This is a genomic window from Candidatus Omnitrophota bacterium (genome assembly GCA_041648975.1).
Lineage (GTDB): Bacteria > Omnitrophota > Gorgyraeia > 2-01-FULL-45-10 > 2-01-FULL-45-10 > JAQUSE01.
In genome coordinates, this window is record JBAZNZ010000026.1 from 1 (window position 1) to 19,092 (window position 19,092).

The following is a 19,092-nucleotide window of genomic DNA, read 5'->3' on the forward strand; positions in this document are numbered from 1 at the left end:
ATTCCCGTATCCTGGCGCTTCCTATCGATTCAAGGGCGCGTTTGGCGCTCTCTGTCAGGTGATACCACCCTTCATCGCCGACAGTCGCGGCCACAAAGTCACCGTCGGAAACAGAATTTATGAAGTCGGCCATTCGTTCCGCTTCGCCCTCGCCCAGGTGATTTACGTTGAAAAAACCTTTCTTCAATACGGTTCCGGTTTCATCGTCTATGACCACGACATCCCAACCGCAGCCTGTATATTGCTCATTATTCGCTTGATGCCAGAAATTCGTATTGAACGCGCTTTCGCCTTTATCGTTGACTATAATCCCGGCGTCCCAACCGTCAAAATACCCGGCAGAAAACGCGTACACCCGCGCCGGCAAAGCAGCGCCGCATATTTCATCTACGGTCACTTTCTGGACCTCTACATATTCGATCGCGCCTGTTTCCGTCCGGGTATAGCCGTATAGATAATATTCATTTGGGTTCTCCTGACTCTTAATCAATTCGCCTTCCGGATTATACCAGCGCGTTGCCAAGCCTGACTTCACCTCGATCGTCTCGAGGCGGCCATACTCATCCCTTATATACTTAGCGACTTCGCCCGTTTCATAGGTAACGGTGTCGACGAGGCCGTCTTTAAATGTAATGTCCTGGAGCGCTTCAGGATTTTCGGAGTCGTTAATATTTATTATGGTGCCATCCTTTAACTGGATGGAGTCGATATTGCCTTCTTTGTGGTACACAATGATCCCGTTATCGCCGGCTGCCTGATACAGGTCGACTTCGAGCACGTCGTTGCCTTCATCGTCTTCGCCGTAGTTATACCTGTATCCAAGCCCTTCCGCGGTCTCTAAAAATATCAGCGTATTTGAATTGTCGTATGTCCTCCTGACGCCCTGTTCGTCTATCACTATCGTAAGACCGTCGGCGTATTCATATGTAAATGTCTCCACCACGGCGCCTTCAAACGTTACTCGCGACGACGATATCCTCTCCCCGTTGTATATGTAATCCGTAACGAGGCCCTCATCGGACGTGTTCGACGTTATCTTCCCGTCTTTATACAGGTATACATACTTCGTAGAATCATTTGTTATCTCCACAAACTCCGCGCCCTCGGCGTCTACCGGATACTCGTATGAATAAACTGCACCTGCTTTTGTAGCGCGGTAGATCCTGCCGTCCTTATATTCGAGGACAGCGTCGGGTTCCGTCAAACCCGGTTCCGGGAAGAGCAGGGCTTTTGTCACGGTAAACCCGTCGTATTCATACTCTATCTTGCAATCGATACCGTTTTCATCGGTCCAGGTCCAGCCTTCAGGCCCCGTGTCGCCGAATGTCAGAATTGAGCCTTCCGTCCTCTTAAGCTCGAGGAGTTTATCGTTTTTGTCATAAACGGCATATAGAGGAGTCGAGCCGTAGAATTCGCTTATAGGGACTTGAGCGGAAAAGCTTATCGAGCGTAAATAACTATCTGCGAAAGGCAGAGATATATCGGCATCGAAAAATGGCTTCATAATCTCGTCCGGAATGAGGTCGTCTTTCCAGTCGGTCGAAATATCGTATTCCTTTATCGCCATAGCCGCCATGTGGGCAATATATATAGATCCACTTCTGGCCGCATCGTCATCGCAGGGGATTGTATACCGCACTATTTTTGGATTGTCGGTATTGCCGCCCAGATACAATGTCATGTCTTCCCATTCGGACGATACATCCGACAGAGAAAACGAATAGTCCCTTAGAGAGGTATAGTGGTTGTAAAAGTCTATCGTAATGGGTGCGCTGCCGGTTGTAGCCGCGTCTTTACGGATCGCCAGGTATACGAGCGAGTCGGGATATTCTGTATTCAGATAAAAGGAATATTCATAGGCATACATGTATGTCGTTTCCGGCAAGACATTGTAGTTTATAGCGATTCGCACATCGCTGTCTCCAGGCATGGGAATAAGCGGGCCGTAATGCTTGACTTCGATATTCCCGAAATCGGAACGCAGATAAGTTGAATAAATATCCCCGAAATGGTCGCAAGGAAGCCTATCTGCAATAATCTGCCATGTAGGGTCTGTGATGGATGCGAGATAAACACCAATGTCTTCCGTCACGAACTCGCCGGATCTATTGTGAGTAACATTCGCCGACAATAACCGGCCGGATACGTCCCTATTATAGGCATATGTTTCGATGACGCCTTTCTGTTCGATCCGAGTAATATAACGGTTATCAGCATCAAAGGTTACGTCCGCGCCGTTTGGCATTGTGACATACTCTAATTCTCCGTCTTTAAGATGATAGGTCCAGTCATCGGCCAGATGGACCGCGCCGCCTATCACTTCGTATCCGGCTCCGAAGGTGGCATCGGTTATACTAATATTCTGATACGGCATATCTATAGAGGTAAGCATTCCGTCCGTATAGCCTGCCGTGTAATCGGCCGTTTCCGCCTGTTGAAGGATTCCGTTTTCATCATAACAGTAGGTCATTCCCATCATCTCTACTATCGTCCCGGTAATGTTCAAATCGTCGTCTAATGTATAAGAATACGCCAGGATCGATCCATCCGGCTTCACCACCGTGTGTATGAGACCGTCCTTGTAATATATCTCCGCCTGGTCCGGTAAGGTCGCCTTTTCGAGAACGCCGTATTTTATAGTGCCGATGGCTCCGCCTTCGAGCAGACATTCTGCGGAAAGTATGTTTCCAGTATCATCAAAAACAGGATCAATCAGCTCGAGGCCATTGGTAAGGGTAGCGCCGGTAATTACGCCGCCGGTGAGTTTTATAACGGTGCCGTCGGATAATATATATTGGATCAATTCTTTTCTTATATTGTCGTCCGGATCCTCTCCGTAAATATATTTATAGACCTTGCCGTCCGGTTCCTCGACGGTATCGATGCGCTCGCTTGCATATCTTATTATGTTCCCTTCCGTGGTTATTTTAGAATCTATTACGTCGTTCTTATACAAAATCTTGCTTCCGTCATCCTGGTAGACAGCGTATTCGATCAGCTTCTTTTCCGCAGTAGCTGTATCGTAGCCGAAGTCTTTTATCGTAACCTTTTTGCCTGTTTCCGGAATTGTTTTATAGACTTCCGCCACTTCGCCGTCTTTGTAAATAACCTTCGTATTCTCATCGAGCTCAAGGCTTTTCAGCATTCCGCTCGCGTCATATATGCGCTGTATCCGGTCGCGGCAGACTGATATTTGATCGATATTCCCAAGTCCGTTATTCCGGATCAGATAACTCGAATCTCCCAACCCGGCCGTCGGAAGGCCGTCGTTTGCGGCTGTTATCAAATTACCATCCGGATCGAGGACCCGTCGTATCTCTCTCTCCTCGTCGTAAATTACCGCGGTAAAGCGAAGCTTTGCCTTGAAAGCAGCCAAATCTATATCAGCTAAATCTTCCCAACAATCGTTCTCGGCTATATTGGAAGGAAATTTCTCAAAAACAGACCTTAGGGCGTTGAGGTTCATTTGCGCGGTTTGCTTTTCGTTTGACAGATTCGTCACTACGCCGGACGCTGCCTGCAACTCGGAATACGCCTTGTCCCTGGCATCCCGCGCTTCTATTTCGGCGTTCGTCCTTTTCTTGACCAAACTTTTATTAAACAGCCTCTCCCAGAAGGTTAATCTTTTCAGCTTGTTATAAGCGTCCTGCCATATAAAGTACTTTTGATAGTAGTCGCTCTGGGCCTGATTTAAGTCCCCGTACGCGGCATACAGGGCCAGCGTAAGTTCGTCAAATGTATCTTCGGCTTCATCTATGTCGGTCCCGGTGACTATCAGGCCACCTTCCTCAACGCTCACCAGATTGCCTGCCGCGTCATACCGGGCCGTCCGGCCGTCCGGATCCTCAATAAGTATTTCAATAACACTTTCGTCCTCTCCGTAAGTGATCTTCGCGCCGGAGGGCGTAATTATCGATAGAGAGGTAACGGTAGAACCAAAGTCGAGGCGATACCCGTCTCTATCGATAAACGTTTTAAGCCGGCTGTATATGCCGTCCGTTTCCTGCGCTATATCAAAATAGTAATCTCCGGACTCATCCCCGATCACCTCCAGGATGACGCCGTCATCGTAACGGATGACCTTGCCGGAATTGAATTCGACGCGCTTCAGGCGGCCGGCGGCAGTATAATAGGATGTCTTGTCGGAGTCGTATAGGACCGTAACGGCCTCACCATCAGCGTCCTTTACGTTATACTCATAAGTAGTGACACTGCCGTCCGGGTAAACAACCGATTCGACTAGATCGCTTGCGGCTTCAGTATTGTAATAGAAGATCGTCCCATCCGGTTTTGTAACGGACAGGGTCCTGCCTTGCGGAAGCATTACAGCCCCGCTAAAAAGCTCATCGAATGACTTCAGCGGAAGGATGTTTTCCGACAGGTCGGCTATCGTGCCGTCCGGATTTCTTGTCTCCCTCACCCTTCTATCGCCGCCGTATATTATCGTATCGAAATAAGGCAGGTCCGTATAGTCGTAGTCGGCCCGCAGGTTGCCCATACCGTCGAACATCTCTCCGGGAGAGCCATACCAATAATAAAAATCATCCGCCCTGGACGTATCCATACAAGCATATGCCGTCTGGTCGTCCGCGGGACAGAGGGATTTGGGGCTTAATGAGTGCAGCTGATACCAGTTTGAAACGTCAAAGTTTATGTAAGTACAATACGGAGACCCAAAATCTATCACAACGTCATCCTTGCCGTTATTGTCCAGATTCGCCACTGTAATCGAAAGAGAATTTACGCTGTTGATCTGGAACCATGGATTGATGTCATCATTATTCCATGTATATATTCCGCATTGGACATAGTCAAATATGGCTTCGTCCTTGCCGTCGCCGTCGAAGTCCAGCACAGATATCTTGTCAGGGCTTGTGACATTTATCTGCCACCAGGGGGTGGCGTTATCCGGGTCCCACGTATAGACGCCGTATTGGGAATAGTCAAATATGGCTTCGTCCTTGCCGTCGCCGTCGATGTCGGCCGCAACCATCCTGTCACAGCTGGTCACGTTTATCTGGATCCACTGATCCTGCCGCTCCTGATCCCAGGTCCATACGCCGTATTGGGAGTAGTTAAAAATAGCCTCGTCCTTGCCGTCGCCGTCGATGTCGGCTGTAATAATCTGGTCGCAGCTTGTGGCATTAATCTGCGTCCACGGATCCTGGCGATCAGGATCCCAGGTATATACGCCGTATTGGTCGTAATCGAATATGACCTCGTCCTTGCCGTCGCCGTCAAGATCGACTGTAACGACCTGGCCGCAGCTTGTCTCGTTTATCCGCACCCACTGGTCCTGGTCCCAGGTCCATACGCCGTATTGGGAGTAATCGAATATGATCTCGTCCTTGCCGTCGCTGTTTAAGTCAATCGGCGTTATAGACTCGGGGCTCTCCGGATGGACCTGTGACCATTGATACGTTGAATCCGGCTTATAATCGCACATATGGATGCCATGGCCTTCTCCAAAGTCGGCAATGATCTCCTTACGGCCGTCACCGTCGAAGTCTCCGGCCGTTACAGACTGCGGGCTCAACTCGTGAAGCCTCTGCCAGTAAACATTATCGTACTTGACCCACAGGCCGTGCCCCTGTCCGAAATCTACAAGGATATCGTCGAAGCCGTTACCGTCGAAATCGGCGCACGTTATGCCATTGTCGGGGTTGCCTTCGAAGCCGTCCACGAACCTGTAAGTATCGGTGCCGCCTTCCGAAGACACCATTACCTCTATAATACTTCCATCATCCAGACGATACGTCCTGCCGAATACGTTAATGACCTCGCTTAACCTTACCGTATATTCAGCGTCGCCTTCAGGGGATACGCCTTCCTCAGATTCATATATATAGGTAAGGCCGTCTTCCGTCTCCACACGGGAGAGGATTCCGTCATCGTAATAAATTGTCTTGCCGGAATTGAATTTGACACGTTTCAGGCGGTTGTTGAGATTGTAATACAAAGTCCGCTTCGGGTCGTTCAGGATGGATATACTGCTTGGGGTAATCCCCGAATAGCCGTCTTTCGAGTACTCTTTAAGAATCCTGACAGGTTCCCCGTCGCTATCCGGAACGTTGTCTTCGCAGACAGCGAGCGCTCCGTCCGGATAGAATACATACCTGACCAGCCCTTCTTCGTCATAATACAGGATCGTCCCATCGGGCAGGGTCGCGCGGACCGTCTTCGATCTTCCTATCTCCTGGATCGTCCCGTCCCGATATTCAATAACCGCCTCCATCAATACGCCGTCTTCGACCGACAGGCCTCTTATTAACCGTATCACGGGGTCGGAGACAGTTTCTATGTAGTCGATCCTGCCGTCCTGTTTATAATGTATTATGTCCCCGCTTTGCGTCGTAACGCTCATCAGGGCTCCTCCCGCTTCACCATTTTCGGGAGATAACAGGTCTTCCAGGCATCCTTTTACGTTCGGAAAGTCAAAAATGGGATCCGGAATAGCTATTATCGATGACCCCATAGGCCCTTTTAGCTCGACCGGATCGTTGACCGGCTCTGATCCTGTCCCTGCACCATCGGAAGGAGCGGAGAGAATGGTATTGTTATAGTCTTCTATATCCTGGTTGAGGTTTACGAGGTCCTGGTGGAGAGCTTGCTGATTTTGCAAGTAGTCCGGCGCGAAGGTCTGGGCCTGCTCGGCGTCCAGGCGTTTGAGTGTGGCATCGGTCATCCGGCCGGCCAGATCGCCTGCCCATGAGATCTGCTGGAATAAAAAAATCCCGGCTACGAACGCCGAGATCGTCCTGAATAGCATCTTTAAGTTCCTTGGCAAAATCATGGTAAGCCTCCAAGTTTATTAAGCCATGGTGTTGGCTAAGTGCCGAGGTCTCCGACCGAGGCCAATTCAACTCTTCGCGCCAAGCACTTCAAAGTATACCATGCATTTCCTGATTTGTCAAGTTTATTTTCATCTTTTATCAAATAATTCAACACACACCTACGAGGTGTGACGGTCCAAGTAATCACACCGCGTAGGTGTAACCATGGAGTAAGACTGGAGGCTGCTCTAGTCTTCGGGAGGGACGGACATACCTGTCGCGGCTCCGATGCCGGAGGCGACCTCTTTTATTATCCCTATCTTCCTGTATATGGGGTGGATATGCTGCCTTATCAAGGGGAGTTTCCCGGCAAAATATATAGAAGCGCCTATGCAGGTCACGCCGCCTATTATGAGCGTCCAGGTGACGCCGATAGTACTGGCAAGGCTCCCCGCCAGGAGGCTCCCTACCGGCGCTACGCCGATAAACGACATGACATACAGGCTCATCACGCGGCCCCGTTTATCATCGTCTACGATCGTCTGTAAGATCGTATTGCTCGCGGCCATATGGGCCATGAAGCCGTATCCGATAAATACCATTAATACGAGCGACAGCCACAACACGCGGGACATGGAAAATAAGATCAGCGCGCCGGCGAAGATCGACGAATATATGGGCATCATCCTGCCGAGCCCCAACACGCTCTTCCTCGACGCCAGATATATGGTCGCCGCCATGGCGCCAATTCCCGCCGCGGACATCAGGAAACCGAAGGCTTCAGGCCCCCCATGCAGGATGTCCCTGGCATATACCGGCATCAGTACGACATAAGACGCGCCCATGAGACTGATGACGCTAAGCAGGAATAATATGAGCCTAATGGGCACGAAGCCGAACGCGTACATGAACCCCTCTTTAATGTCTTCCATCAGGCGCGCAGGGCCCTTATTTGCCGCCGGGCGCTCATTGATCTTCATCGCTAAAAGCGAAGCTATAACGGCAAAAAAACTTATTCCGTTCAGAAGAAAACATGGACCCTCGCCTATCATCGCAACCACTATCCCCGCCAAAGACGGGCCGATGAGCCGGGCCGCGTTGAACATGAGGGAATTGAGCGCAATCGCGTTGGAAAGATTCTCCTTCTTCTCCACCATCTCCACTATAAAAGACTGGCGGGCGGGCATGTCGAGAGAGTTGACGCATCCGAGGAATATCCCGAGGGCTATGATATGCCAGACCTCTACAACACCTGTAAGCGTAAGGACGGCCAGGGTGAACGCCTGGACCATCGAAAGCGTCTGAGTTACGATGAGGGTCTTGTGGCGATCCCACCTGTCGGCCATTACGCCGGTTATGGGGCTCAGGAGAAACGCGGGTATCTGGCTTGAGAATCCTACTATACCCAGGAGGAATACCGAATTGGTCATGCGATAGACGAGCCAGCTCATCGCTATCATTTCCATCCACGTCCCTATAAGAGATATAAGCTGGCCCGCGAAAAACAACCTGAAGTTCCTGTAATCCAGGGTCCGGAAAACAACCTTTACATTATCGCTTATTTTAAAAGGCATATTAATTAAGTCCTGTCGCTATTCCTCGGAGAGACCCTTATGGCGCGCGCGGGACGCACCGGACACTTGGCCTGGCATATCCCGCAGCCGACGCACAGGTCCTCGGAGACATACGGTTTACTGACGACGCTCGCCCCGGAAGGCTCTTTCTTAAGTTTGATCGCCTTCTGCGCCACAGGGCAGAATTCTTCGCACACGATGCATTCTTTGCCCTCCGCCCACGGAATGCATATAGAGCGGTCGATCTCTGCCGTCCCTAACCTGACGAGGCGTTTCTTTTCCACGGTAAGCGGCGGGATGGCGCCCGTCGGGCATGTATTGCCGCACAGGGTGCACTGGTATTCGCAGTACCCCATCTCCGGGACGAGTTCCGGCGTCCAGATACCTTCGACGCCTGCCTTCAGTAATACGGGCTGGAGGCCGTTCGTTATGCATACCTTCATGCAATTGCCGCAGCGGATGCACCTGTCGAGAAACTCCTCCTCTTTAAGAGCTGCCGGAGGCCTTATGACATTGGAGTACGAGGGCCTGAGCCTCTTTCCAAACCGGAACCCCGTCAGGAATACGGACGATAAGGCCAGCGCCATGAATTGCCTGCGCGATATGCCGCTGCCGGGCGCATTATCTTGCGGCTTCGGATCCTCCGCGCCGCCCGGGCCGGAAAAGCCAAAACGCGTAATATGTTTGGGGCAGTTATATACGCAATCCATGCAAAGGATGCATTCACCTTTAACATAACTCGTGTCTTCCTTTATCGCGCCCATCCTGCAATCTGCCCTACATATACCGCATTCGACGCAGCCCTTCACCGTCCTGCCGAGGAGCGCGAAGCGCGCGAAGAGAGCGTATAACGCGCCGAGCGGACAGACCGAGCGGCACCACAGCCTGCGTTTCAATAGCGCCAGGGCGCAGATAACTATAAAGAATAAAAATATAAGGGCCGAATGCGAAAAGTAATATACCTTGATCCCGAGCACTGTCCCTTTTAGCGAGCGGTAAAGGTCCTGGACATATCCATGCATGCCCAGATTTCTTATCAGGATAACGAACAGCGAATTTAAAGTGAGCGTCACCGTCGGGATCAGGTTCAGCGATACGAACCTCGCCATAATGACTATCGGATCGAGTATCCAGGCCAGCTGCAATCCCGCGGCCGCAAAAAAACCTATTATCCCAAGGATAAAAAATTTCGGTTTTCTGACGACGGTGTTGGCCTTGTCGTTTTCCGGCTTCTTGAGGCTCTCGCGCGCTCCGGCAATATCTATGGCCGCCCCTAAAGGGCATACCCATCCGCAGAAGAACCTTCCAAAGACCAGAGTAAGTACGAGCATGGCGAATGACGCGGCAAGCCCCGGGAGGAGCACCCTTTCGCTGACCGAGGTCGTAATGATAACGAGCGGATCTATCCTGAAGAACGCGCTCGGAGAGACCGCTGCCTTAAGCGGATAGGTGGTCGACCACAGGATATAGATGAAGAGCGTCAGGAACGCCGCCTGGGATATCCTCCTTAATATTACAAGCTTCTTCATGTTTATCTTATACCTCGATATATTTCCTGGACGCCTTCTCTATATCAATACTGCCGAATTTTCGTTCAGCGGCCACGGCTATATTCGGTATCGACAACGGGTCCGTATTCACTATGGTGCAGGCGTACGTATCCGCGAGCGTTGTGTCAGTAGAGGCGATCACCGTCCTGGCGGGCATCACATCCTTAAGGTTCCCGCCCGTTGGGCCGTTACGCAGCAGGACCCTGTACGCGTCTATTATGTTCAGGTCGGGATTCATGAAGTAAGCCAGGTCGACGAGCTTTTCTCCGATATCGCGGTGGATGAGCCCCCTGTTGCCGCCGCACACCCCCATGAGGTTCTTCATAGAAAGGGTAAGGCCGGCCAGGCCGTGATGTTTCAATACCGGACAGTTTATGAATGTATCGCATTCCACCGCGTCGCGTATCATGGGCCATTTTTCCATCGGGCTGTCGTAATCGAAACGCGCCGCGATCGTATCCCAGTCGTCGGTAAAGAATACGTCCGCTCCTTTTTCTTTCGCGGCCTTTTCTATGCCGCTATTGGCGTAACAGCGCCTCGCGTCGTTGCAGGTAACGTCGAAGACTTTCACCTTCTTCGCGCCCGCCTTAAAAGAGAGCTCCACGAGCGCGGCGACGACCAGGGGATTGGTATTCGCGGCCTGTTCCGGCGTCCGGTCCCAGCCTATATTCGGTTTGACGACCACTACGCTGTTCTTCCTGACGAACCTCTCCATGCCTCCCATAGCCTCTACGGCCTTCACCGTCAGAAGATAAGGGTCATCCCCTTTAGCGATGACAAGGTCATAGTCGCCCTTTATGCCCTTCCTGGGCCTGCCGTTAAATTTAGCGCTGTCCGCGGCGGCGGCCGTCTCTTTATTTAAAAGGCCGGCGAACGGCAACAGCGCCAGAAAAGCCAGAGCTATTTTTATGAAACTCTTCCGCGAGACCTTCCTGTTAAGAAACGATTCCATATGAAGCCCTCCAAATAAAGGCTCTGTTTTTTCATTTATATGGGCGAAATCCCGCCCCGGGTATCCGTCACTTAAAGACTGCTGATTTGAATCGGCGGGACGATTTTTAAGCTCTTCCATAGACGATCCTTTTTTTGCCGATAAATTCCGCGGCCCATGCCACCCAGACGCTCACTTCGTAAAGAAGGACCATCGGGAGAGCCATGGCCGTCATATTGAATATGTCGACCGTGGGTGTTATGACCGCGGCGACTATTGTTATTACGACCAGCGCATACTTGAAATTTTTCCTGAGTATCCTGGCGTTTATTATCCCTACGCGCGTCAGGAAAAAACTTAATACCGGCATTTGGAATACCAGTCCGCAGGCAAGCACCATACCCGTTACAAAAGAGATGTACCTGGCAGCCGATATGACGGGCACGAGGTCTTCGGCGCCTATGCTCAGGAGAAATTTAAGCGCGTTCGGAAGGAGGATATAATACGAGAAGAGACAGCCTGCCAGAAAAGAGGCTGATACGAAGATTATGAAGTAAAAGGCGTACCTCTTAAAATCGTCGCCTATGGCCGGGACCGCAAAGGCCCATATCTGGTGGACGATCACGGGAAAAGAGAACAGAAATCCCGCGGAGAAACTGACCCTCATATAGACGAGGAAAGCCTCTTCGGGGCTGAAGAACGCGAGGCGGTCGATAACTCCGGAAGCCGGGGCCTTCAGGAAGGCGAATATCGGCTGAGCGAAGGGAACGCTCGCTATCGTCGCGATGATGACGGCGGCCGCGGAGATTATTATCCTTTTCCTAAGTTCGCCGAGATGCTCTAAAACCGTAGACTTGCTCTCCATGACAAAATTTACTTTTTATCCTGCTGTTGATCGTCGGACGCGCCGTCCTTGAGCGACTTCTTGAACTCTTTTATCGTTTGTCCCAGCGCCCTGCCTACCTCCGGTAATTTGCTGGCTCCGAATATCAGAAGGCATATCAATAATATCACCAGCAGTTCCTGCATCCCTATTCCGAATATCCTCATCTTACCCTCCTTTTAAGCGAAACACGCGCCAATTCAAAAGTAAAAACGAATTATTCTTCGAGCGAGGCACCAGAGGTGCCAAGTCTAGAAGATCCTTACGTAGGAAGTTCTCGACTCGCCCATCCTAAACACCTGCTCGCTCGAACAATAAGGCTCACTAAAACAATAAGGCTCGCTCGAAACATATTGAATCCAATCTCGCAGGTTATTAGCTCACTTTTCCTGCAACACCTGTATAAACGCGTCCACGATTTTAGGATTAAACTGCGAACCGCTGTTCGCCCTTAACTGCTCTATCCCTTCTTCCTTAGTCAGGTTCTTCTCGTAACCTCTGTCGGAAGTCATCGCATCATAAGAATCAGCCGCCGACACGATCGCCGCCAGTATATCTATGTGTTCGCCGTCGAGCTTGTCCGGATATCCCTTGCCGTCATAACGCTCGTGGTGCTCCCTGACCACATCCAGGACCTCTTTATTAATAGCGACCGGCTTCAGGATATTTTCGCCTATGACCGGATGTTTCATTATTATGCCGCGTTCTTCGTCGGTCAACTTCACTTTCTTGTTCAATATGACCTCCTTGACGCCCAGTTTCCCTATGTCATGCAGGAGCGCTCCCTCTCTCAGGATGTCTATCTTATCCTGCGGCAATCCCATTTTGCGGGCGATGCTGACCGCGTATTCGGATACCCTTTCCGAATGACCCTTCGTATAAGGGTCCCTCGCCTCCAGGATGCGGATGAGGGACTGCATCACGCTGTAGAAATATTCCAGGACCTTCTTCCTGGATCCCTGCAGGTTCGCGGCCATATGGTTAAAGGAGCGCGTCAACTCGTCTATCTCATCGTCCCCCTTTACCTTTACGCGGTACTTCAGGTCCCCTTTGGCTATGTGGCGCGTCCCTTCCACCAGCATCCTGATCTTCCTTGTGGCCATCCCGGAAACAAGCATACCGAAAAGAACGGAAAGGACCAGCCCCAGCAGCAGGACAAAGATGGAGCGTCTGTTCACCTCGCCCTGCATCGCGTGAACGTCGTGGGCAGCTATGTCTATTCCAAGGATGGCTGCTGTCTTATTGTCCCTGCCGCGGATCGGCGCGTAACCGGACAGGAAGACGCCCCACTCGTCGGTAACGAGTTCCTTGTCGGCCGACGGCGCGCTGAAGGCCTTTGAAAGCTCCGGAAAGCGTGAACCGTCATACTTATCGCCGGGCTTCGCCGGCGGCTTCACTCCGGCGCGGCTGCCGGACTTTAGATCGACTACGAACTCGTATATACCCTCCTGGCCTGTCCTGGAGAGGATGTAAATATAGATTATGTCGGGGAATATCTCCTTTATCCTTGATAATTTATCCGCGACGCTCCTGTATTGAGGCGTCTCCATCCCCTCTTCGCTCAGCGGTATCTTAAGTATCGTATCCGCGTCCACGTCAAGCGCCATCGCCTGCGCGACCATCATCAATTCCTCGCGTGCCTCATCCAGTTTAGCGCGCATGGCATATTGATATACTAAAAAGTTGCCGACCATGCCGGACAACAGCATCAGGATGATCATGGCAAGCGCTATCTTGACGCGGAAACTCCTCAAAAAAAGAAATAACCTTTTAGTGATCATCCTTATAAGGCCTCTCGATCCTATTGGGTCGTCGCGGTATCATTGACAATATTACGGTTAGGCAGAAAGTAGAAAGACTTATCCTCGTCGTCGAGCCCCTGGCCGGACGGCTTTTCCATGATTATACGGCTGAAAAAATCCTCCATCTTCTCCGCCACGGTATTACGTTCATGGTCCGCGGTAATGACATGGTAGAGTTATAAAGAAGCACCATCTCCTTCATCTCCGACCCTATCCTGTCATATATGAATTTGGAGTTCTTTACGCTCGCTACATCGTCGTCTTTTGCCTGGATGAGCTGCGCCGGGACACGTATGCCGCCTAAGCGCTTCGTAAGGTATCTCACCAGGAGCTGGAGCTGGTACAGGAGGGTGATCGGAAAATACGGATATCCGTACTGTTCGACGCTCTCCATATCGCCGAGCCTGGCGTTGGAGTAATATTTGTGGACGCGGCTCCGGATCACCTCGTTCTTTATCCCGTATGGGGGCTCTTCTTTATAGTAGAAGAAATGTTTCAGGAACGTCCTGTAGCCCAGCGGGAGGAAGAAACTGGAAGCGGGCGTATTCCATCCGTCATAGAAAAGGGTCGGGGCGAGACAGCTCACGCCGCATACCCTGTCCTTAAATTCGTCCGCAAGCAAAAGCGCCAGGAGCGCGCCCATCGAAAGGCCGGCGGTGAATATAGGCCCGTTAGATCCGGAGGCTACTTCTTCCAAAAGAGCCTGCCTGACCGATCCGTAAAAATCCTGCCATTTAGCGTTCTTTATGCTCCATAAAGGCTCGCCGTGATAAGCGAGCCTAGGGCATGCTACGGAATAACCTTTCTTGTTCAGGTAGGTCGCCAGGAACTTCATCTCATTGGGAGTACCGGTAAGGCCGTGGATGAGGATAACGGTGACGCCTTTGTCGCCTTTCAGGAATATACCGTTCTTTTCGGACGAGCGGCTCTCAGGGGCCCGTTTTCGCAGGGCGCCATTGATATCGATAGAAAATATTACGGACATATCTCTCCCTATCCGGGATAAGCTAGCGGCAGGGAAACCGTGAACGTCGATCCCTTCCCCTGCTCGCTTTCAACGGCGATCTTCCCCTTGTGGGCTTCGGCGATCTCTTTCGATTCGCTCAAGCCCAGCCCAAAGCCGCTGCTGGACGCGCGGATCCTCGAGACCTGGTAAAACCTGTCGAAGATATAGTCTACCTCATCTTCAGGTATTCCTATACCGGTATCGGTGACAGCCACAACAGCAAAGTTATCGCTCTTCGAAGCCGATACGTCTACTCTGCCGCCGCGGTAGGTATATCTCACGGCATTATCGAGCAGGTTCGCGAAAAGCCTCTTGAGTTGTTTTTCATCGCAGTCGAGGGTCAATCCTTCGGGACGGACAAATGATACCGATATCCCTTTCTGTCTTGCCGCGGTCTTCGCATCGTCCAGGACTTTCTCTACGATGCGCCCGAGGTCCGCCTTCCTTATCTCCAGGACCGTCCGTTCGTTACCCGGATCGCTCAGCACCATGAGGTCGTCGATTGTCTTGCGGAAACCGTTTATCTCTTTCGTCGCCCTTGTCAGGAAAGACCTGTATTCTTCGTCGGAACAACGCCTCGCAAGGACAGATTCGACCTCCCTCTTTAACATGTTCATAGGCACCTTCAGGTCCTGCGAGATATCCTGTATGAATCTTTGCTGAGACGAAAAAGACCTGTCGAGCCTCTCTATCATGTCATTGAACGTATCGGCAAGCCTCTTTATCTCGTCCCTGGTATCTGGCATGTGGATCTTCAATTTCAGGTTCTCGGCCGTTATCTGCCTGAGCGTCCCTATCATTTTATCTACCGGACGGAGCGTCAGGCGGGCGAGGAATACCCCCGGAGCGCCGGCGAGAATGACTGTAAGCGGCAGAAGGATAAATAACGCGAGTATCAGGTTTTTAAGCGCGAGCGATATCAGGCTTATCGGCGCCGCCACCCGCACTATATATACAAGCTTATTGTCTTCCAATACCGGTTTAAAATATATCCTGAACTTTACTTTTTTACCGTCCGCGAGCTGCCCTGATGCCGTATAGAAATCGTCTTCTCCATTCAGCACATCCGCCATATCCTCTTCATCTAAAGGACCTATGCTAGGCATAGCCTTTGAGGTTGCGAGACTCTTGCCGGAGGGGCTCATTATCTGGACGAAAACGCTCATCAATTCCGGGTCCTTGCGCTTCTCTTCCATCCAACCCTCGGCGAATTTCAGGAAAGAGTTTTTATCGCTCCCCCGGAACTGGTTTGCAGACTTTCCGTCCTCAAGGTTACCGTTCCTGACGATCTGCCAGTAAGCGCTGATGGAATTGGTCAAGCCTTCCGCCCGCGCGCTGATCAGGTCGTCCAGATGGCCTATGAGGATCTTTTCAAAGCTTTCGTAAAGGACCGCGCTGTACGCCAGGAGCGTCACCGTCAACAGGACCATGTACCAGAGGATGAGCTTAAATCTTACGGACCGGAAAAACATCTGTTATGCCTCCTTCATGCCGCGGCAGTTTCTTTAAACCGGAAAATCTCCGCCGTAATATACGAATATATTCTTCACTTTGAGGGCGCCGGACGGATCCCTGTAATATGTTATCGAGACCGGGTCTTTCACGCTCAGGTTGGCGAATCCTATATCGCTGCCGCCTTTTACGACCTTAACGCCGTCCGGGACTGAAAATGTCATCCCGTTCATAGAGATCGTCCCCCCGACCCAATCTATCGAATCCACCCTGCCGGTCATGCTCTCGGTCTGCGGCTCTTGCGGCCCGGACGCAGGAAGACCCTGCTCATCCTGCGCATATCCGGAAAGGGCCGCGAGGGCTATAATTATGATCAGCAAGAAGTTTGTTCTCATTTTTCTTTCGCTATCCTGGCAACGGCCTTAACAGCCAATTCTATCGCCGCGTTCAGGTCATCCAGGCTGAAGACTCCCGTAGGGGAATGTATATAACGCGTAGGTATGCTCAATACCCCGGTAGGAACGCCTTCTCTATTCATATTTATTATCGCGCCGTCAGTCACTCCGCCTTCGACTACATCGATCTGGTATTTTATCTTGTCCTTCTTCGCGATCTCGATGAACATATCCTTTATCTTCTCACTCACTATCACGCCTCTGCCGGAAGCCTCTATTATGGTTATAGCCACGCCCCGGCCTAATTTCAACGCGGACTCCCTTTCCTTTATTTGCGGCGTATCACCCGCTATCGTCGTATCTATAACTATCGCGAAGTCGGGATCGATTTTAAAAGCAGACGTCCTGGCGCCCTTCAAACCCACTTCTTCCTGCGTAGTGGCGACCGCGTATACTTCGGCGCCGGCGCCGACCTTTTCCATTATCTTCAATAACGCGTAACAGCCTATCCTGTTGTCAAGCGCTTTGCCGTAAAAAAGCTTTCCGTTCAAGACGCCGGCGTTCGACTCGAAGACGATGATATCGCCTATCTCGACCTTCCTGGCGGCTTCAGCTTTGTCCTTACACCCGATATCGATGAACATGTCTTCGTACTTTATCGGATGCTTCCTCTCCTCGTCTTTCTGCAAGTGGGGAGGCTTCGTACCTATCACGCCCAGCCAATCGCCCTTTTTCGATTTGACCACCACGCGCTGGGCGGGCAGTATCCTGTCGTCGATCCCTCCGACCTTTATGAAATTTATGTAGCCGTCGCTCGTTACCCCCTTCACCATCAGCCCTATCTCGTCCATGTGCGCGGCTATCATTATCTTTTTCGCGCCTTTCCCTTTCCTCGCGATGACGTTCCCGAAATTGTCTATCTCGGCATTGCCGCATCTTTTTTTGAGCTCGCCTTGCATTATCCCGGCGATCTCCTTTTCATATCCGGAAACCCCCGCCGCATCCAATATCTTCTTCAATAGATCATCCATTTATCTCTCCTTCCACCGTTTTTCGCATATCGTCCGGGATCCGCCGCGGCTTCATCTGGGCGCTGACGCAGGCCCAGACGGTCCTTGCCTTAACGAGCACCGCGTCGCCTCTTTTTATCTCCTGCAGGATATCGATCGAGCAGCTGCCCATCTTCTCGACTTTAGTAAATATATTTATTGTATCGGCGTATCTGGCCGGGCTCTTGTAGTCCACCTCCAGATGGACGACGGGAAATATTATCCCCTGACCCGCGTAGCCGGCGATGTCGATACCGATAGCGCGAAAATATTCCGTGCGCGCTTCCTCGAGATGCTTTAGATACGAGGCGTAATAGACGACGCCGCCGGCGTCAGTGTCATGGTAATATATCTTTTTTTCCAGGTGAATATCATTCATGATCGCGCCTTTATCAATATTGAAGCATCTCTTTAAACGCGTCGGCGGAGACCGAAACGTCGCCGCTGAACGGATAATCGAATACCAGTATAAGGAATAAGATAAGCGAGATAGATACCGACAATAACGCGATCATGAGCACCTGGCTCCTCAGGTTCTCCGCTCCGAAGAACAGGGCGAATAGCATGATCGATACGCCGCCGGTTATAAGGACGAACCATAGCACGGGATGAAGGCCGGATTTTGCGTCGAAGAGCCGCATACGCCTCAATTCTCCGACTTCGTCCAAATGGCGCACGGACTCCTCGAAAAATATCCTTTCGGATATCGTCGCAGGTTCATAACTTCCGTAAAAATCCCACATCTTATTCAGGACGCCGCTCACGCGCGCGCTTGCCCGCCCCTTTGCCATCGCGGCCCATTCTTCGCCGCTGACGAGCTCGGCATACTGCCTGATCAGCCCCTGGATATGCTGACGGGACCCTTGCGAAAAACTCTGCGAATCCCTTACCATATCCGTCACGCAGTTCGCCTCTCTCTCGACGTTCGCCCGGGCCTTGTCAAAATTCTGCCACACGACCACTACGATGAACGCGAGCAGGACCGCATACGCTACCCCCATCGTCTCGAACATCGGGCCGGCTATGTCGTTATGGGGCTTCATCCTGTGGTGCGGGACCCTTCGGCGCACCGCTAAGAGCGCGCTGACGGATAATATTATAGAAGCGGAAATTATAATAACACCTAACAATAAGGACGGCATTTCAAAAGTCGTTAACGGCATCTCTTTGCCTTTCGCCCACTACTTTTTATTTTTCCTACGGCAGGCCTTGACCATCCTGTCATACGCCTCTCCCGGGGTCTTGCCTTCGGTGAGGTTGGCGCCGCACAGGGCCGCGTACCCTTTCCTGTTCCGTATCTTGAATATCTTCACCTTGCTTCTAGGTATTGCCATATGTCCTCCCTTTGCCACAGTACCAACGATTTATGTTACACCTACGAGGTGTGATCACACCTCGTAGGTGTTAGAGGATTACTTATATCATGATATTATATCCTAAAATCATTAAATGGAAAACAAAAATAAGGCAGCCATATCGCTATGACCGCCTTATTTTTAATTTATTGTTTTAAAAAATCTACTTCTTATTAGAGCTCAAATACTATCTGTGAAAAACCATCCTCGTTATCCCATACGTGGATGCCGAATTCACCGTAATCGAGGATGGCTTCATCCTGGTTATCCCCGTCGAAGTCGCCTGTTACCATGAGTTCAGGGCTTAAGGTGTGGAGCTGTG

Annotated in this window: 14 protein-coding genes; all 14 read right to left on the bottom strand. The window is 51.2% G+C overall.

The window, feature by feature from the left end; genetic code table 11:
- Positions 1-6,793, bottom strand: a 6,793-nt coding sequence (locus WC592_08125) for an interleukin-like EMT inducer domain-containing protein (GenBank protein MFA4982414.1), incomplete at its 3' end; no start/stop codon positions are given.
- Positions 6,794-7,021: 228 nt separating this feature from the next.
- Positions 7,022-8,347 (bottom strand): MFS transporter, encoded by a 1,326-nt coding sequence (locus tag WC592_08130; protein MFA4982415.1) that lies wholly within the window; start codon positions 8,345-8,347, stop codon positions 7,022-7,024.
- 5 nt (positions 8,348-8,352) lie between these two features.
- On the bottom strand, positions 8,353-9,876 hold the full coding sequence (locus WC592_08135; GenBank protein ID MFA4982416.1) for a 4Fe-4S binding protein: 1,524 nt from the start codon (positions 9,874-9,876) through the stop codon (positions 8,353-8,355).
- 7 nt (positions 9,877-9,883) lie between these two features.
- Complete coding sequence (locus tag WC592_08140) at positions 9,884-10,849, bottom strand: DUF362 domain-containing protein (GenBank protein MFA4982417.1); 966 nt, start codon at positions 10,847-10,849, stop codon at positions 9,884-9,886.
- 106 nt (positions 10,850-10,955) lie between these two features.
- Entirely contained in the window at positions 10,956-11,693 is a 738-nt protein-coding gene (gene tatC, locus WC592_08145; GenBank protein MFA4982418.1) for a twin-arginine translocase subunit TatC, read from the bottom strand.
- Between the two features lie 8 nt (positions 11,694-11,701).
- Positions 11,702-11,878: a twin-arginine translocase TatA/TatE family subunit gene (gene tatA / locus WC592_08150; protein ID MFA4982419.1), complete on the bottom strand. Its 177-nt coding sequence runs from the start codon at positions 11,876-11,878 to the stop codon at positions 11,702-11,704.
- A 213-nt stretch (positions 11,879-12,091) separates the two neighbouring features.
- The gene (locus WC592_08155; GenBank protein ID MFA4982420.1) at positions 12,092-13,492 is read right to left on the bottom strand and encodes an HD domain-containing phosphohydrolase; all 1,401 of its coding nucleotides are present in this window, start codon (positions 13,490-13,492) and stop codon (positions 12,092-12,094) included.
- A gap of 121 nt (positions 13,493-13,613) precedes the next feature.
- Complete coding sequence (locus WC592_08160) at positions 13,614-14,498, bottom strand: alpha/beta fold hydrolase (GenBank protein MFA4982421.1); 885 nt, start codon at positions 14,496-14,498, stop codon at positions 13,614-13,616.
- Between the two features lie 8 nt (positions 14,499-14,506).
- The gene (locus tag WC592_08165) at positions 14,507-15,991 is read right to left on the bottom strand and encodes a HAMP domain-containing sensor histidine kinase (protein ID MFA4982422.1); all 1,485 of its coding nucleotides are present in this window, start codon (positions 15,989-15,991) and stop codon (positions 14,507-14,509) included.
- Between the two features lie 33 nt (positions 15,992-16,024).
- The gene (locus WC592_08170) at positions 16,025-16,366 is read right to left on the bottom strand and encodes a hypothetical protein (protein MFA4982423.1); all 342 of its coding nucleotides are present in this window, start codon (positions 16,364-16,366) and stop codon (positions 16,025-16,027) included.
- The gene (locus tag WC592_08175; protein ID MFA4982424.1) at positions 16,363-17,397 is read right to left on the bottom strand and encodes a M42 family metallopeptidase; all 1,035 of its coding nucleotides are present in this window, start codon (positions 17,395-17,397) and stop codon (positions 16,363-16,365) included. Before WC592_08175 ends, WC592_08170 begins: the two co-directional genes overlap by 4 nt.
- Positions 17,390-17,794 (bottom strand): YbgC/FadM family acyl-CoA thioesterase, encoded by a 405-nt coding sequence (locus WC592_08180; protein MFA4982425.1) that lies wholly within the window; start codon positions 17,792-17,794, stop codon positions 17,390-17,392. The genes WC592_08175 and WC592_08180 overlap by 8 nt, the downstream gene beginning before the upstream one ends.
- A gap of 13 nt (positions 17,795-17,807) precedes the next feature.
- On the bottom strand, positions 17,808-18,557 hold the full coding sequence (locus WC592_08185; protein ID MFA4982426.1) for a DUF4239 domain-containing protein: 750 nt from the start codon (positions 18,555-18,557) through the stop codon (positions 17,808-17,810).
- A gap of 39 nt (positions 18,558-18,596) precedes the next feature.
- A complete protein-coding gene (locus WC592_08190; protein MFA4982427.1) occupies positions 18,597-18,749 on the bottom strand; it encodes a hypothetical protein in 153 nt (50 codons plus the stop codon).
- Positions 18,750-19,092: the final 343 nt, after the last annotated feature.